The sequence below is a fragment of the Bosea sp. 29B genome (genome assembly GCF_902506165.1).
GTDB lineage: Bacteria > Pseudomonadota > Alphaproteobacteria > Rhizobiales > Beijerinckiaceae > Allobosea.
This window is the reverse complement of sequence record NZ_LR733817.1, coordinates 3,452,131-3,468,957: the sequence shown is the minus strand read 5'-3', so window position 1 is coordinate 3,468,957 and position 16,827 is coordinate 3,452,131. Positions and strand designations below refer to the sequence as shown.

At 67.7% G+C, this 16,827-nt stretch carries 14 protein-coding genes; 6 read left to right on the top strand and 8 right to left on the bottom strand.

All coding sequences use genetic code 11. The features are described from left to right. The first annotated feature begins 122 nt into the window (after positions 1-122). Genes GV161_RS16770 through GV161_RS16755 form a run of 4 tightly spaced genes read left to right on the top strand, consistent with a single transcriptional unit; the run spans position 123 to position 7,648 of the window. Positions 123-3,506: a transglutaminase family protein gene (locus tag GV161_RS16770; RefSeq protein WP_152016772.1), complete on the top strand. Its 3,384-nt coding sequence runs from the start codon at positions 123-125 to the stop codon at positions 3,504-3,506. Positions 3,507-3,514: 8 nt separating this feature from the next. Beyond that, positions 3,515-6,037, top strand: coding sequence for a circularly permuted type 2 ATP-grasp protein (locus GV161_RS16765; protein ID WP_152016771.1), 2,523 nt, complete (start codon positions 3,515-3,517; stop codon positions 6,035-6,037). Positions 6,038-6,047: 10 nt separating this feature from the next. After that, positions 6,048-6,926 carry a transglutaminase family protein gene (locus GV161_RS16760; RefSeq protein ID WP_152016770.1) on the top strand — a complete coding sequence of 293 codons (879 nt, stop codon included), beginning with the start codon at positions 6,048-6,050 and terminating at the stop codon, positions 6,924-6,926. Positions 6,927-6,940: 14 nt separating this feature from the next. Then, a complete protein-coding gene (locus tag GV161_RS16755) occupies positions 6,941-7,648 on the top strand; it encodes an HAD-IA family hydrolase (protein ID WP_244624242.1) in 708 nt (235 codons plus the stop codon). A 12-nt stretch (positions 7,649-7,660) separates the two neighbouring features. Here GV161_RS16755 and GV161_RS16750 read toward each other — a convergent pair whose 3' ends face one another. Together GV161_RS16750 and GV161_RS16745 are read right to left on the bottom strand one after the other, a co-directional pair. Further along, positions 7,661-8,659, bottom strand: coding sequence for a BMP family protein (locus tag GV161_RS16750; protein WP_152016768.1), 999 nt, complete (start codon positions 8,657-8,659; stop codon positions 7,661-7,663). 131 nt (positions 8,660-8,790) lie between these two features. Continuing rightward, positions 8,791-10,236, bottom strand: a complete 1,446-nt coding sequence (locus GV161_RS16745) for an aldehyde dehydrogenase family protein (protein WP_152016767.1) — start codon at positions 10,234-10,236, stop codon at positions 8,791-8,793. Between the two features lie 298 nt (positions 10,237-10,534). Here GV161_RS16745 and GV161_RS16740 point away from each other — a divergent pair, with 298 nt between their 5' ends. Then, on the top strand, positions 10,535-11,908 hold the full coding sequence (locus GV161_RS16740) for a GGDEF domain-containing protein (RefSeq protein ID WP_159650278.1): 1,374 nt from the start codon (positions 10,535-10,537) through the stop codon (positions 11,906-11,908). A gap of 40 nt (positions 11,909-11,948) precedes the next feature. Here the strand turns inward: GV161_RS16740 and GV161_RS30940 are convergent, their stop codons facing one another. The 5 genes from GV161_RS30940 to GV161_RS16720 form a co-directional block, all read right to left on the bottom strand. After that, on the bottom strand, positions 11,949-12,101 hold the full coding sequence (locus GV161_RS30940; protein ID WP_193219588.1) for a hypothetical protein: 153 nt from the start codon (positions 12,099-12,101) through the stop codon (positions 11,949-11,951). 73 nt (positions 12,102-12,174) lie between these two features. Then, complete coding sequence (locus GV161_RS16735; RefSeq protein ID WP_159650277.1) at positions 12,175-12,870, bottom strand: phosphatase PAP2 family protein; 696 nt, start codon at positions 12,868-12,870, stop codon at positions 12,175-12,177. 8 nt (positions 12,871-12,878) lie between these two features. Continuing rightward, positions 12,879-13,862, bottom strand: coding sequence for a diacylglycerol kinase family protein (locus GV161_RS16730; RefSeq protein ID WP_152016764.1), 984 nt, complete (start codon positions 13,860-13,862; stop codon positions 12,879-12,881). A 1-nt stretch (position 13,863) separates the two neighbouring features. After that, positions 13,864-14,751: a transglutaminase family protein gene (locus GV161_RS16725; protein WP_152016763.1), complete on the bottom strand. Its 888-nt coding sequence runs from the start codon at positions 14,749-14,751 to the stop codon at positions 13,864-13,866. A 232-nt stretch (positions 14,752-14,983) separates the two neighbouring features. Then, a complete protein-coding gene (locus tag GV161_RS16720) occupies positions 14,984-15,355 on the bottom strand; it encodes a PRC-barrel domain-containing protein (RefSeq protein WP_100961908.1) in 372 nt (123 codons plus the stop codon). A gap of 319 nt (positions 15,356-15,674) precedes the next feature. Here GV161_RS16720 and GV161_RS16715 point away from each other — a divergent pair, with 319 nt between their 5' ends. After that, positions 15,675-15,956, top strand: a complete 282-nt coding sequence (locus GV161_RS16715) for a glycine zipper domain-containing protein (protein ID WP_193219587.1) — start codon at positions 15,675-15,677, stop codon at positions 15,954-15,956. 108 nt (positions 15,957-16,064) lie between these two features. On the opposite strand, the gene hutC is transcribed toward GV161_RS16715, so the two are convergent. Continuing rightward, a complete protein-coding gene (gene hutC / locus GV161_RS16710) occupies positions 16,065-16,814 on the bottom strand; it encodes a histidine utilization repressor (RefSeq protein ID WP_152016762.1) in 750 nt (249 codons plus the stop codon). Positions 16,815-16,827: the final 13 nt, after the last annotated feature.

The window sequence follows — 16,827 nt, the reverse complement described above, 5'->3', positions numbered from 1 at the left end:
GCAACAGCCTGAATTGCCGGCGCATTCCTGCGCAGGAACGGGCTTGCTCCGCTTGCCCCTGCCGCTATCGTAATGACAGCGGCCAGCCCGGGCCGGTTCATGGCACAGCAGGACCACCGCTCTTGGCCATCATCGCCGCACTGCACCACCTGACCCACTATCGCTATGACCGCCCGGTCACGCTCGGCCCGCAGATCATTCGCCTGAGGCCGGCGCCCCATTGCCGCTCGGCGGTGAAGAGCTATTCGCTCAAGGTCACGCCGGCCGAGCATTTCGTGAACTGGCAGCAGGACCCGAACGGCAACTGGCTGGCGCGCTACGTCTTCCCCGAGCCGGTCACCGAATTCCGCATCGAGGTCGACCTCGTCACCGAGCTCTCGATCATCAATCCGTTCGACTTCTTCGTCGCGAGCGAAGCCGAGGAGTTCCCCTTCGCCTATCCGGACGAATTGAGCGACGAGCTCGCGCCCTATCTGGTCAAGGAAGAAGCCGGGCCGCTGCTCGCCGCTTTCCTCGCCACGATCCCGCGCGAGAAGACCAACACCGTCAACTTCGTCGTCGATCTCAACGCCCGTCTCCAGCAGATGATCGCCTATGGCATCCGGATGGAGCCGGGCGTGCAGGAGCCCGAGCAGACGCTGGCGATCAAATCCGGCTCCTGCCGCGACACCTCCTGGCTGCTCGTCCAGATACTCAGGCATATCGGCCTCGCCGCCCGCTTCGTCTCCGGCTACCTGATCCAGATGAAGGCGGACGTCGATCCGCTCGAAGGGCCGCGCGGCACCGACAAGGACTTCACCGACCTGCACGCCTGGGCCGAGGTCTATCTTCCCGGCGCCGGCTGGATCGGGATGGACCCGACCTCGGGCCTGCTCACCGGCGAGGGCCACCTGCCGCTGGCGGCGACGCCGCACTACCGCTCGGCCGCCCCCGTCAGCGGCGTCGCGAGCTATGCCGAGACGCAGTTTGCTTTCGACATGAGCGTGACGCGCGTGCACGAGGTGCCACGCATCACCCTGCCCTTCTCGGATGCCTCCTGGACCGAGCTCGATGCGCTCGGCGAGCAGGTCGAGGCCGATCTCACAGCGCAGGATGTCCGCCTGACCATGGGAGGCGAGCCGACCTTCGTCTCGATCGACGACCAGACCGGCGAGGAATGGAACACCGCAGCCGTCGGCCCGACCAAGCGCGAGCGCGCCGATGTGCTGATCCGGCGCCTGCGCGAGCGCTTCGCACCGGGCGGCATGCTGCATTACGGCCAGGGCAAATGGTATCCCGGCGAGAGCCTGCCGCGCTGGGCCTTCGCGCTCTACTGGCGTGAGGATGGCGAGCCGATCTGGCGCAATACCGCCCTGATCGCGCGCGAGCCCGGCACCAAGACGGGCGGCGACCGCGAGCACGAGGTCGTGCCGACATCGGCTGCGGTCGAAACGCTGGCTGCAGGCCTGTCCGAGCGGCTCGGCCTCGGCGCCGACTACGTACTGCCCGCCTATGAGGACACCGGGCACTGGCTGGTGAAGGAAGGCCAGCTGCCCGATAATGTCGATCCGCTCGACCCTAAGCTCTCCGACCCTGAAGAGCGCGCTCGCATGGTCCGCGTCTTCGAGCGCGGGCTCGGCAAGCCGAGCGGCTATGTCATCCCGGTGCAGCGCTGGCAGGCCGCGGCGGACGACCGGCGCTGGCGCTCGGAGAAATGGAAACTCCGGCGCGGCAAGCTCTTCCTGGTGCCGGGCGATTCACCCGTCGGCTTCCGGCTGCCGCTCGGATCGCTGCCGCATGTCCCGGCAAAGGCCTATCCGCATATCCACCCGCAGGACCCGCTGGAGCCGCGCGGGCCGCTGCCACCGGCTACGGCCGGCTCTCCCGGCGCGCCACGTGCCGCCGATCCCCCGCCTGGCTTCGACGGCCCAGTCCAGATGGCGCGGCCGGCCGGGAGCAGCGAGCCGCAGGCCGCGCGCCAGGACATCGTCGAGCAGGAGCTCGGCGCCGAGTCGGTACGCACCGCGCTCAGCATCGAGGTGCGCGACGGCGTGCTCTGCGTCTTCCTGCCGCCGGTCGAGCGGCTGGAGGATTATCTCGATCTGATCGCCAGCATCGAGGCGACAGCGGAAGAGACGGGCCAGCCAGTCCATATCGAGGGCTACTCGCCGCCGCACGATCCGCGCCTCAACGTCATCAAGGTCACGCCCGACCCCGGCGTCATCGAGGTCAACATTCACCCGGCGAAGAGCTGGGCGGAAGCTGTCGCGATCACCCGCGGCGTCTATGAGGAAGCACGGCAATCGCGGCTCTGCGCCGAGAAGTTCATGGTCGACGGCCGCCACACCGGCACCGGTGGCGGCAACCATGTCGTGCTCGGCGGCGTCACCCCTGCCGACAGCCCGTTCCTTCGCCGGCCGGACCTCCTGAAGAGCATCGTGCTCTACTGGCAGCGCCATCCCGCGCTGTCCTACCTGTTCTCCGGCCTGTTCATCGGCCCGACCAGCCAGGCGCCGCGCATCGACGAGGCTCGGCACGACCAGCTCTACGAGCTCGAGATCGCGCTGGCGCAGACACCCGGCCCGCACGATCCCGCCGTCCCGCTCTGGCTGGTCGATCGGCTCTACCGCAACCTCCTGGTCGATGTCTCCGGCAACACCCACCGCACCGAGATCTGCATCGACAAGCTCTATTCGCCGGATGGGCCGACAGGCCGGCTCGGGCTGATCGAGTTCCGTTCCTTCGAGATGCCGCCGGATGCGCGGATGTCGCTGGCGCAGCAGCTCCTGATCCGGGCCCTGATCGCCTGGTTCTGGCGCGAGCCGCAACAAGGCAAGCTCGTGCGTTGGGGCACCAGCCTGCATGACCGCTTCATGCTGCCGGAGATCGTCTCGCAGGATTTCCGCGACGTGCTCGCCGATCTGGAACGGGCCGGCTACCGCTTCGATCCCGCCTGGTTTTCGGCGCAGCAGGAATTCCGCTTTCCCTTCTTCGGGAGGGTAAACCAGGGCGGCGTCGAACTGGAACTGCGCCAGGCGCTCGAGCCCTGGCACGTCATGGGCGAAGAGGGTGCGATCGGCGGCACGGTCCGCTATGTCGATTCCTCGGTCGAGCGCCTGCAGGTCAAGGCAAGCGGACTGACACCCGGCCGGCATGTGATCACCTGCAATGGCCGCGCGCTGCCGATGACCGAGATCGGCGCCGGGACCAGCGTCGCCGGTCTGCGCTTCAAGGCCTGGCAGCCGGCCTCTGGACTGCATCCGACGATACCGGTGCATGCACCGCTGACCTTCGACATCGTCGACACATGGGCTGGGCGCTCGCTCGGCGGCTGCGTCTATCATGTCGCGCATCCCGGCGGGCGCAATTACGAGACACCGCCTGTGAATTCCTACGAGGCGGAAGCCAGGAGGCTGGCCCGCTTCGAAGCGATCGGCCATAGTCCGGGACCGCTGGCGATTCCCGCAGAAGAGCGCAATCCGGAGTTCCCGATGACCCTCGACCTGCGCCGCCCGCCGGGGGTTTGAGGTCAAGGATGGCTTTGCAGCGCCGATCGAGTTCGACGCGGACGCGCAACGAGCGCCGCAATGCCCTGCTCGCGGGCTATCGGCCGCTGCCCGGCGCTTATGACGAGCTGATGGCGCCTGACGGCTCGATCCGGCCGCATTGGGAGCCGTTCCTGGCGGAATGGTCGGCGCTCTCCGGCGACGAGCTGCAGCGCCGTTTCGGCCTCGCCGACCGGCATGTGCGCGACACCGGCGTCTCCTATCGCGTCCATGGCGATCTCGACGAGAGCGATCCCCTCGCCGGCGAGCGCTCATGGCCGCTCAATCACGCACCGCTCGTACTCACCGGGCAGGAGTGGAAGACGATCGCCGCCGGCGTCGCGCAGCGCGCTGAACTGCTCGATACCGTGCTCGGCGACATCTACGGACCCGGCCGATTGATCGCGGAAGGCGCGCTGCCGGCCGCCGCCATCACCGGCAGCCCCGACTATCTCAGGCCGGTGCAAGGCACGGCCGGCGCGGGCCAACTGCAGATCTACGCCGCCGATCTCGGCCGCGGTCCGGACGGGCGCTGGTGGGTGCTGAACGACCGCACCCAGGCACCATCCGGTGCGGGCTATGCGCTGGAGAACCGGCTCGCTCTCGGCCGCGCCTTCCCGGACCTGTTCCGGACGATGAACGTCGAGCGGCTCGCCGGCTTCTTCCAGGGCTTCCGCGCCGGGCTCGTCTCGCGCGCCCGGCGGGTCGAGCCGCGCATCTGCCTGCTGACGCCGGGCCAGATGCACGAAAGCTATTTCGAGCAGGCCTATCTCGCCCGCTATCTCGGCTTCCTGCTGGTCGAGGGCGGCGACCTCGTCATGCGCGACGGGCTGGTGCATGTGCGCACCATCGCCGGCTTCAAGCGCGCCGATATCATCTGGCGGCGCATCGACGGCGATTTCGCCGACCCGCTCGAACTCAATGCCGCCTCGGCGCTCGGCGTGCCCGGGCTGGTCGAGTCGGTGCGGGCCGAGAACGTCGTCGTCGCCAACGGGCTCGGCTCCGGCGTGGTCGAGGCGCGGGCGCTGATGGGCTTCATGCCCCGGCTGGCGCGGGACGTCCTCGGGGAAGATCTGATCCTGCCGAACGTCGCGACCTGGTGGTGCGGTCAACCGCGCGAGCGCGGGATCGTGCTCGACCGGCTGAACGAGATGAGCGTCTCCGCCGCCTTCCGCGCACCCGGCGACGGGCTCGACGGCGGCACCGTGCTGGTCGCCGATCTCGACAAGGCCGAGCGTGAGGCTTTGCGAGCTCGCATCGCCGAGCGCGGGCTCGACTATGTCGGGCAGGAGGTGGTCAACCTCTCGACGATGCCGGTGATGCAAGGCGGGCGGCTGGAGCCGCGGCCGATGACACTGCGCGTCTTTGCCGCCGCGACGCCCGATGGCTGGCAGGTGATGCCCGGCGGCTTCTGCCGCATCTCCGAGGAGTGCGATGCGCGCGCCGTGACGATGCGCTCGGGCGTGCGCTCCAGCGATGTCTGGGTGACCTCCGACCAGCCGGTCGAGCAAGTGACGCTGCTGCCGAGCCCGGACCGGATCGGCATCCGTCGCATCGTCGGCATCCTGCCGAGCCGCGCCGCCGACAACCTGTTCTGGCTCGGGCGCTATCTGGAGCGCAGCGAAGCGACGCTCAGGCTGGTGCGCGCCTTGCTCGGGCGCCTGATCAATGCCGACGACCAGGCGCCGGGCCATGCCGAGACGATCAAGCGGCTCGCCAATCTGCTGGTCGCCTGGGGTGCGGCGCCGACGGGCAGCAAGGGTCGGTCCATCACGGCGCAGGCGCGCTCGGCCCTGCATGATCTCGACCAATACGGCTCCGCCGCCGCCTCCGTCCGCGAGGCACGCCGCACCGTCTCTGTCATCCGCGAGCGGCTCTCGATCGACGCCTGGCGTCTGTTCGGCGACCTGCAACGCCAGCTCGCCGACCCCGGCAAGCCGACCAGCGCCGGCGAGGCCTTCGAGATCGCCGATACCGCCTTGAAGTCGCTCGCCGCCTTTTCCGGTCTCTCACAGGAGAACATGGTGCGCGGCGCCGGCTGGCGCTTCCTCGACATCGGCCGGCGGGTTGAACGTGGCGTCACCACCTGCCGCTTCGCCCGGCATTTCGTCGAGAACGATGCGCCGGGCAACAGCCTTGACGCGCTGCTCGACCTGACGGACTCGCAGATCACCTATCGCTCGCGCTACATGCTCGGCGCCTCGCTCCAGCCGGTGCTCGATCTCGTCATGCTGGATCCCTACAATCCGCGCTCGGTCGCCTTCCAGATCGAACGTCTCGACGCCGAGATCGCAGCCCTGCCCTGCCTCAACGATGACGGGATGCTGGAAGAGCCGCGCCGGCTCGCGCTCAAGCTCGCTGCCGAATGCCGCACGGCGGAAGCCAGCCGCCTTGATCGCACCGGCATCCTCTATTTCGAGCAATTGCTGATGGGGCTCTCAAACGCGGTGGCCGAGCGCTATTTCCTGCAAAACTCCAGGCCGGAACGGTCGCGGATGACGCGTCTGGCATAGTGGAAAGCGCGTGATCTACGACATCCGCCATCTCACGGCTTACAGCTATAGCCGGCCGGTTCCGTTTGCCCGCTGCATCCTGCGCGTGCTGCCGCGCGACGGCGTCGGCCAGCGTGTCCTGACGAGCCAGCTCTCCGTGGCGCCGCGCGGCGCCGAGCGGCGCGACGGCGTCTGCTTCTTCGGCAACCGCACGACGACGCTGACCATCGCCAAGCCGCATCGCGAACTCAGGATCGAGATGACCTCGCGGGTCGAGGTGACGCGGGCGGTCGCACCCTTCCCGGCCCTGACGCGAGGCTGGGAGGAGGTCGCCGAACTCGCATTGCAGGCGCAGAGCCTTTCTCCGGATTCCCCCGCCCAGTATCTCTATCCCAGCCGGCTGGCGCCGACCGTGCCGGAGATCACCGATTATGCCCGCAAGAGCTTTGCGACGAAGCGGCCGGTCTTCGAGGCGGCGAGCGAGCTGATGGCCCGCATCCGCAAGGAGTTCGTCTACGATCCCGAGGCGACCGAGGTCTCGACGCCGATCCGCGAGGCCTTCGCCAATCGCCACGGCGTCTGCCAGGACTTCGCCCATATCATGATCGCGGGCTTGAGGGGCCTCGGCCTGCCGGCCGCCTATGTCAGCGGCTATCTGCGCACCATCCCGCCAGCGGGCCAGCCCAGATTGGAGGGCGCCGACGCCACCCACGCCTGGGTGATGCTCTGGTGCGGACCGGAGACCGGCTGGATCGGGCTCGACCCGACAAACGATCTCGTCGTCGCCGACGACCATATCGTCACCGCGACAGGGCGCGACTATGCCGACGTCTCGCCGCTCGACGGCGTGCTGGTCGGCCCGGGCAACCAGAAGCTCGACGTCAAGGTCGACGTGGTCCCTGTCATATGATTGCCGGCGACATGATGGCGCGTCCTTCCATCCGCGGCGTCCTGTTCGATAAGGACGGCACGCTGATCGACTACCAGGCGAGCTGGGCGCCAACCAATCTCGGCGCCGGCCGGCTCGCAGCCCAGGGCGACACCGAGCTGGCGGCGCGGCTGCTGACGATCGCCGGCGTCGATCCCGCGACCGGCTACGCCACCTCCGACGGCCTGCTCGCCTCGGGCAATACCGAGGACGTGGCGCAGGCCTGGGTCGAGGCCGGCGCTCCGTTCGGCATGCTGGAATTGACCGATCGGCTCGATACGCTTTTTCGGTCCGCGGTCGTCGCGGCCGTGCCGGTCTGCGATCTCGCCGCCCTGTTCACTGGTCTGACCGACCGCGGGCTGGTCCTCGGCATAGCCTCCAGCGACAGCGAGGCGGCAGTCGCAGCGACGGCCGAGCGCTTCGGCCTTGAACCCCATCTCGCCTTCCTCTGCGGCTATGATTCCGGCCATGGCCCCAAGCCGGAGCGCGGCATGGTCGACGGCTTCTGCAGGGCGACCGGCCTTTCGGCGGACGCCGTCGCCGTCGTCGGCGATTCCAGCCATGACATGCACATGGCGGCTGCGGCCGGGGCTGGCCTGCGGGTCGCAGTCCTGACCGGGGCCGGCAGCGCCGAGACCTTGCGCCCACTTAGCCATCTGCTGCTGCCGAGCATCGCCGGGCTGGAGCAGGCGCTGTTTGCTTGAGAGGGTGCCGGCTCAGGCCGGATTCTGAAATTCCTCACCCTGCCATTCGGTCGGAACCTCGAAGCGGCGCGCGGCGATCTCGGCCGCCATCGCCTCGACCTTGCTCCGGACATCGGCTGGCACGGATGGGACAATGATCAGGCGCACGGCTTCCGGCGACTCCAGACCGATCTGTCTGATCTGGCCCACGGCGAGACGCGCCTGAACCAGGTCCTCCGTCGCGTTGAAGAGCGCCCGCCCAGCATCGGCAAAGGCCGAGGCGACAAAGACATCCGGCACCACCAGCGTCCAGTCGCGGACATTGCCGATCTGCTTTACGCCGCCCTCGCGGCAGGCCTCGATCGCACCAGCGCGCCCGGCGTTGAGCATGGTGAAGATGATGTCGGCCTTGGCCGCGATCATCGCGGAGGCAATCTTCTTCGACAACGCATTGTCGTCCTGGTTGCCGGAGAAATTGGTCAGGACCTTCGCATCGAGATTGGCGTAGCGCACGCCGGCGGCATAGGCCGCCCGGCCCTTCAATCCGGGCGTCACCCTGATGCCGGACATATGGCCGACGACGCCGGTCCTGGTGGTCAAGCCGGCGAGCATGCCAGCGAGGAAGGCCGAGTGCTCCTGCAGCACCTCGTAACTCGCGAGATTGGGACCCGTGACATTGCCTTGAGTGACGACGAAACGGATGTCAGGAAACTCCGCTGCAACCGTCTTGGCCGCTGCATTGTTCTGCCCGCCATGCGCAATGACGAGATCGGGGCGGCTGCCCGCCAGCTTGCGCAGTGCTGCAGTCAGATCCTCTGGCTTGGGCGCAACGCCCTGCTCGAAAGCGACCGCAACGCCGAGCCGGCTCTCCGCCAGCTTCAAGCCCTCATAGCCCGCCTGCATGAAGCCGTTGTCATCGACCTTGCCGGCGAAGAGCGCAGCGACCTTCGGCGCCGCAGCCAAGGCTCGGCCTGACAACGACATCATTGCCGCGAGAGCGAGAAAGCTACGACGGTGAAGCGATCCTGGCATGGTCTTGTCTCCGAAAAGCCGATCGGCCAGCCGAGCAAGACATATACCAGAGCACTCCGCCACGAGCAGATGGATCATGAAAAGGGCCGCGCTTGCAGCGCGGCCCCGATAGTCCCGGATGACGGCCCGGCTCAGGCGAGCGTGTAGGAGGTCTTCACCGTGGTGTAGAACTCGCGAGCATAAGCGCCCTGCTCGCGCGGGCCGTAGCTGGAGCCCTTCCGGCCGCCGAACGGCACATGGTAGTCGACGCCCGCGGTGGCGAGGTTGACCATCACCATGCCGGCCTCGGCATTGCGCTTGAAGTGCGTCGCATACTTCAGCGAGGTCGTGCAGATGCCCGAGGACAGGCCGAACTCGGTGTCGTTGGCGATGGCGAGCGCCTCCTCGTAATCCTTGACGCGGACGACGTTGGCGACCGGGCCGAAGACCTCCTCGCGCGAGATGCGCATGGCGTTGGTGGTCTCGGTGAACAGCGCCGGCTGCAGGTAGAAGCCGGGGTTCTCGCGGTTGAGCAGTTCGCCGCCCCAGGCGAGCTTGCCACCTTCGTCACGGGCGATCTGGATGTATTTCAGGTTCTGGTCGAGCTGGCTCTGATCGACCACCGGGCCGATCGTGGTGCCGGCCTTCAGCGCGTCGTCGATGGTGACGCCCTTCAGCCGCTCGATGCAGGCCTCGACGAAGCGGTCATGGATCCCGGCCTGGACGATCAGGCGCGAGGAGGCCGTGCAGCGCTGGCCGGTCGAGAAGAAGGCGCCCTGCACCGCGCATTCGACGGCGACCTTGAGGTCAGCGTCATCGAGCACGACGAGCGGGTTCTTGCCGCCCATCTCGAGCTGCACCTTCTTCATCGGGTTGCCGGAGATGCAGGCCGCCGCGACCTTGCGCCCGGTCGAGACCGAGCCGGTGAAGGAGATCGCGTGCACATCCTTGTGCTCGAGCAGCGCCTGGCCGACGACCGAGCCGCGGCCCATCACCAGGTTGAGCACGCCCTTGGGCAGGCCGGCGCGCTGGATGATGTCGACCAGCGCCCAGGCCGAGCCGGGCACGAGGTCGGCCGGCTTGATCACGACGCAATTGCCGTAGGCGAGCGCAGGGGCGACCTTCCAGGCCGGGATCGCGATCGGGAAGTTCCAGGGCGTGATCATGCCGACGATGCCGACCGGCTCGCGGGTGACCTCGACGCCGACGCCGGGGCGCACGGAGGGGATGCTCTCGCCGTTCAGACGCAGGCACTCGCCAGCGAAGAAGGCGAAGATCTGGCCGGCGCGGGTCGCCTCGCCGATGCCTTCCGGCAGGGTCTTGCCTTCCTCACGCGAGAGCAGCTTTCCGAGCTCTTCCTTGCGGGCGAGGATCTCGTCGGAGGCCTTCTTCAGGATCTCGTAGCGCTCCTGCGGGGTGGTGCGGCTCCAGGCCGGGAAGGCGGCCTTGGCGGCGGCGACCGCATTGTTCAGATCCTCGACGGACCCTTGCGAATACTCACCGACGACGTCGTTGGTGTTGGAGGGGTTGATATTGCGCGAAGCGTTCTGCGAGCCGGTCCATTCACCGGCGATCAGATTCTTGAAGGGAGCATTCATCGCAAAGCCTCGTGCCTAACCGAATTGAAACCGAATTGAGGAGCCGGTCTTAACCGTTTTATGTCGGCAAGGCCATGCAGGATGGCCCGATGAATGGCGATGCGGGCCCCGCCGTGAGCGCATGCAGCAGGACCGAAAGCTGGTCGTTGGCCACAGTTTATGGCCGCCATTTCAGCTTGCTTTCACCTTTGTCTGCTTTGCTCCGACGGCAATGAAGCTTGCTCGCGCCTTTCCCTCCCGGCCCGCTCACAACCAGGAGCAAGCAGCACCATCTCGCCTGCTTCCCTGGCGTGCAGCGATGCTGGTCGCGGGCATCGTCTTCACTGCTGCCCTGTTCGGCCACCTCACCCGTCCGCTCGGTTTCCTCTCCACCTTCTGGCCCGCCAATGCCCTGTTGATGGGCGTGATGGTACGCAATCCCGGCTGGGCTGGACCACTCGGCTGGGCGGGCGCCGCGATAGGGTATCTCGCCGCAGACTTCGCCATGGGCGGCAGCCTCGGCATCACGCTCTGGCTGACGGCGGGCAACCTGACCACCGCCAGCGTCGGGTATCTGCTGTTCCAGCACGTCGCCGGAGCGGATCGCCGGCTCGAACGGCCGCAATCGCTGCTGTTCCTGCTGCTGATCGCCTTCGCCGCCGCGGCTTCGGCCTCGGCCATCGGCAGCGGCTGCCTGGTCGTCTACTTCGGCCAGTCGCCGATGCAGGCCTTCGAGTTCTTCCTGACCAGCGAGTTCTCCAGCAATCTCGTGGTCCTGCCGATGGTCCTGACGGCACCGCCACTCGCCGAACTTGTGAAACGACTGAGCGCACGCGCCGCGCCGAGCAGATGGCGGCCGAAGGCGGCCCTTCCGGGCGTCACTTTGCTGGCTTCGATTCTCGTCGCCACAGCGATCGGCGGCACGAGTGCCATCGCGATCCCGGTTCCGTCGATCCTCTGGTGCGCGCTGAGCTACGGCATCTTCCCGACCGCGCTGCTGACCTTCGGGCTCGGCCTCTGGCAAAGCACGGTGCTGCTGTCCGCGCTGGCGCCGGGCACCACCGAATATGCCACCGCCCTCACCTCCCACCGCTTCGGCGTCGCCCTGTTCTCGCTCGGGCCGATCATGGTGGCGGCAATCAATGCCGCCCGCTCTCGCCTGCTGCGCGAGCTCGATCTTGCCGCCAATCAGGATGTCCTGACCCGAACGCTGTCGCGGCGCGCCTTCCTCGCCCGCAGCGAGGCCGCCCTGGCGCAGAACCTCGCCGAGAGCCGGCCGGTGGCCCTGCTGATGCTCGACGTCGACCGCTTCAAGCTCATCAACGACGAGTACGGCCACGCGATCGGGGACGACGTGCTGTTGATCCTGGCCGAGCGAATCTCGGAACTGCTGCGGCGAGATGATCTGTTCGGCCGGATCGGTGGCGAGGAATTCGCCATAATGGTCCCCGGTCTGACGCAACCCGCAGCGCTCGCTTTGGCAGAACGGCTGCGCGATGGCTGCGCCCGGCTGCGCGTCCCTGTCGAGGGACGGGAGCCGCTGGTGCTGACGGTCAGCATAGGCCTCGTCTGGGGTATCCCCGGGTCCGGCTGTTCCTTGCAACACTTGCTGAAGCAGGCAGACGACGCGCTCTACCGGGCCAAGCGCGCCGGCCGCGACCGCGTCGTCGAGGAGTCGCTCCAGGCGGCGTGAGGGGAGACGTCCGATCCGGCGCGGCGCATGGCCGGCCGGCTCACTTCTCCTTGATGGACAGGCCGTTCTTGCCGACCGAGATCTCGACGCCCTCCGGCTGCTTCTTCTCCTGATAGAGCGCGTAGCTGACGGCCCTCAGGCCGAGGACGAGCAAGCCGATCAGCAGGAAAAGCGCGTTGCGGGACAGCGTCATCAGGAACTCCGTTGCAGATGCGCCGGAACGGCGCCCTCATCAACGCTGACGCCAGCGCCCGGTTCCGATCTTCTCAGCCTGCGGGCTCGCTGCGGGATGCGACGGCCTGGGCGAGATCGACCTCCGAGCGGGCTGCCAGACGCCCGGTCAGGAAGGTGGCGAGGCTGGACCAGGCCACTCCGAGGCACCAGCCGCCGAGGACGTCGCTCGGCCAATGCACGCCGAGATAGATCCGGCTCACGCCGATCGCGATGATCAGAGCCCAGGCCACCCACAGGCAGAGCCGGGCGATATCGGCGCGGCGCGAGGCGATGCCGGCGAAGCTGGCGATACTGAGCAGCACCACCGCAGCAAGGAAGGCGTGACCGCTCGGGAAGCTCGCCGTGAAGGTCAATGCTGCGTGCTCGACGATATCCGGCCGCTCGCGGCCGATGCCGATCTTGAGCAAGGTGCTCGCCACCACTGCCGCCAGGACGGTAAGCACCAGGCCGAATGCGAGCGTGCGATGGCCGCAGAGGCGCAGCGTCAGCGTCGCGATCACCGTCGCGATGCCGAGCCCGATGAAACTGCCGAGCGCCGTCAGGTCGCGCATCATCTCGCGGAACCAGGCCGGGCCGATCGGCAGCGACGGGTTGGCCGGATCGCGGAACAGCATGACCAGGGTGCTGTCGAGCGCCGCGGCGCCATCGGAGACGACATAGAAGGCCAGCCCGACGAAACCGAAGGCCGCCGCGACAGGCAGGAGGAAGCGCGGCTGGAGGAGGAACATCGAATGCCTCATGAGGGGAACATGTGCTCGGCCGGGTGCGGTTCGATCTCGGCCGGCCGCGCCGCGATCACGCGCAGTGCGCCCGGCAACAGGCAATAGGTAAAGGGGCTGGCGCGACGCTCGACCTCGCCGTCGAAGGTGACATGGCCGCGGCGCTTGTCGCGACGGTTGATCGTCACGGCCGTACCGGTCAACGAAACCAGATGCTGCGAATTGCGCCAGCCGCCGGTCAGCATCGAGAACGCCGCTTTGGCGCGCGACAGCAAGCCGCCGGTATCGAGGATGTGGACCTCGAACTCGCCGCCGTCGAGACGGCTGCGGCGCCATTCGGCGCCGTCGAACTGGTTGACGGTGACGAGGACCGCATCGGCCTCGACCTGCCGACGCTCACCGGCGATCTCCATCTCGATACGGATCGAGCGGGTGAACAGGATCGACCGTGTCGCCGCAAAGAGGAAGGCGACGAGACGGCTGAACGGGAAGCGCCGGCGCGCATATTCGCGCTCACGCGCCATCAGGCTGAAGAAGCCCATGCCCGAGATCGAATGGAACAGCCGGCCGTTGACGCTGCCGAGATCCATCGAGACCGGCTCGCCCGCGCAGATCGCGATGATCTGCTCTTCGAGCGTGCCGATGAGGCCGAGATCGCGGCCGAGCACGTTGACGGTGCCGAGCGGCAGCACGCCGACCGGCCGCTTGCAGCCGACCAGAACCGGCAAGGCGCCGTTGATGCTGCCGTCGCCGCCGGCGACCACGGTCGTTACGGCCTCGTCGGCGACGGCAGCCCGCAGACGCTCCCGCAGCTGGCGTGGAGGGACGACCTCAACCTCAGCTCGGCAACCCGCCGCATCGAAGGCCGCCTCGATGCTGCGCGCGAAGCTCTCCGCGCCCGCCTCCAGCACCGCCCCGGCGCGCGCATTGGCGATGACGCGGAAGCAGCGAGGCTGCGCCTGCGTTTCGAGCTCCAGCAACGGGTCTGACGGTTTCGCCATGTCAGGCGGCGATATGGACGTCCCTTCTGGCGGGAACAAGGCGGGCCACGGCACGCAACGGCTCGTCCTCGACTTCCTCGGTGATCACCTCGAAACGCCGTAGCGAGTGCGGACCGAAGGAGGTCAGCATCGGCACATCGGCGGCGTCGCGACCGCGAGCGATGACGATCCGGCCGACGCGCCGCTGATTGTGACGGGGGTCGAACGTGTGCCAGCGCCCGCCGAGCCAGACCTCGAACCAGGCGTTGAAATCCATCGGCGCCGGGTCGGGTGCGACGCCGATGTCGCCGAGATAGCCATTGCAATAGCGCGCCGGGATATTGAGGCAGCGGCACAGGGCGATCGCGAGATGGGCGAAGTCCCGGCAGACCCCGATACGCTCGTTGAAGGTTTCCGCCGCTGTCCGCGTATTGCGGGCGAACGCGTAACCGAAGCTGACATGGTTGTGGACGAACCGGGTCACTGCCTCGACGCGGGCCCAGCCGGGCTCGACCTGGCCGAAAAGGCTCCAGGCGGTGTCGGCGAGCCGATCGGTCTCGCAATAGCGGCTGCCGAGCAGATAGGGCAGGGCTTCGTCCGGCAAGTCGGCCGGTGCGGCCTCTGTCGCGGTGAGGTCGACGCCGTCAGGCTCGCCCCTGTCATGGACGAGACCTTCGCAGGTGATCCGCAGCCCGCCCGCCGGTGCGACGAGACGGCGGCAGATGTTGCCGAACGGGTCGAGATGCTGGCTCAAGGCGATCGTCCTGCCCGAGCTGCGGAGCGGGGTGACCTGCATCTCGTCGGGCCTGATCAGATCGTGCCGGCGCGATGGGTGGACGTCGAGCAGGGTGAGCAAGGCGGTCGGCTGTTCGCAGACGAGCTCGATCCGGTAGCCGTAGCGGATGTGCATGATGACCTCGGCGCTGCAACAAGAGAGCTTCCCCGCCGCGGCGGGAGCGCTCCCAGCCGGCGCTCAATGACGCGCGGATCCGGCCGAAGTTCCCCGCTCCTCATCGGCCTGGGCGCATAAAAAAGGTGCGGGCCTTTCGACCCGCACCACGCAATCACGACGATCCGGCTGGGGGGATAGCGACCGCCGCGAGTTGCGCCTTTGTGTGGAACGCAGGCCCTGGAGCGCGCTCTCACATCATCCAATACGGCATCGTGCCGTAGTAATCGTGCACCCGCTTGCCGTATTCCTTGTCGTGCCAATCGGGCTCGCCGTCGGCGCCGTACATCGGGGCAGCTTCGAGCTTCTCGCGGGTCAGCGGGACAACATAGCCGCCCTTGTCGACGTCGTAGTCGAGCATGCTCCACGGAATCGGATGGTATTTCTCGCCGAGGCCGAGGAAGCCACCGAAGGACATGATCGCATAGGCAACCTTGCCCGTCGCCTTGTCGAGCATGACGTCGTAAATCGAGCCGAGATGCTCGCCGGTGGTGTTGTAGACATCGGTGCCGGCGACACGGGCACCGGCGATCAGCGGGTTGGCGGCGTGAGAGGCTGCGGTCATCGTAGCGCTCATCGATCCCTCCATGCATATCTGACGAGCCGGCGTAGGCCGGCTCGCTCCATCAACCCCGCGGAAGCGGCCGGGTTCCCGGAGCGAGCGAAAAAAAGCGTCATCGAGGCAGCGCCGCGACGGGCCATCCCTGGCATCCGGAACACTCCGCGGGCGGCGTGTCAGCCCATGCACGGAACAAATGCGGACGGGTGCGGTTTGATAGCCGATCGAACGCGGCTTCAAGCAACGCGATTCATGCGGCGGATGAACGCCAGCGGCGCTGCTGCGCGCCGTCGGCCCTCGCCCTCACATTATAAGGAAACGCCCGATGACCATCCCGATGACGATGAAGAAACTTCTCCTTGTCGCCACCGCCGTGACCGCGCTCGGCGCCTGCACGCCGCGCGAGGAAAGGACCGCCACCGGCGCATTGATCGGCGCCGGTGCCGGCGCCCTGATCGGCGGCGCAGCGACCGGCCGCGCCGGCGGCGCGCTGGCGGGCGCCGCGATCGGCGGTGCTGGCGGCGCGATCATCGGCAATGCGACGTCTCCGGACCGCATCTGCTATGATCGCGACGAATGGGGCCGGCGCATCCGCTACGCCTGCTGAGGTTCCCGCGCTGTTACGAGGAGCGTGAGCGACAAAGCAATCCAGCGGCCACGGAACTCTGTGCCCGCTTGGATTGCTTTACTGCGCTCGCAATGACGACAGCAGTCCTCAGACTGCCCCGTAAGGCCCGAAGCGGCCGACGAAGCGGTGGCGGCCTCCGGGATAGAGCAGCCGCACGGCGGTGATCGGCTCGGACTGGTTCCAGGTCCGGCGCTCGACCAGCAGGCAGGGAGAGCCGGCCTCGATCTTCAGCAATTCCGCTTCGTCCGGCTCGGCCGCGATGGCGCTGATCGCGTGCTCGGCCTGCGTCCACAGGCTGTTCTGCAGCAGCCAGTCACCCGGCGGTGTCTGCGCGAAGCTCTCATCCGCGACCTGCGGCATAGCCGAGGGGTGAATCACCCGATCCTCCAGCACATGCGGCGCGCCATCAGCGAAATGCAGCAGAGTGAGGTGGGTGACGTTGGCCGAGCGGCCGAGCTCGAAACGGGCAGCGAGCTCGCGAGAGGCCTTGCCGTCGCGCCGCTGCAGGATGCGATAGCTGTAGGCCTGCCCGAGCTCTTCGACCTCCTCGGGGATCGAGAGGATGTCGAGCATGGCGTGGCTCGCCGGCGGGCTCGCCACCACCGTACCCGAGCGGCGCCGACGCAGGATCAGCCCCTCGCGAGCGAGCTGCGCCAGCGCCCGGTGCACGGTCATGCGGGAGGCGCCGAGCTTCTCCATCAGCGCGTGCTCGGGCGGCACCGATGTCCCCGGCGGCCAGGTGCCGGCGAGAATCAGATCGCGGACGGCGCGGCGAATCTGGTCGTAGAGCGGCCCGGCTCCGTCCAGCGTCACGGCGTCGATCTGAGTGGTGGACATGGCTCCCTGACGT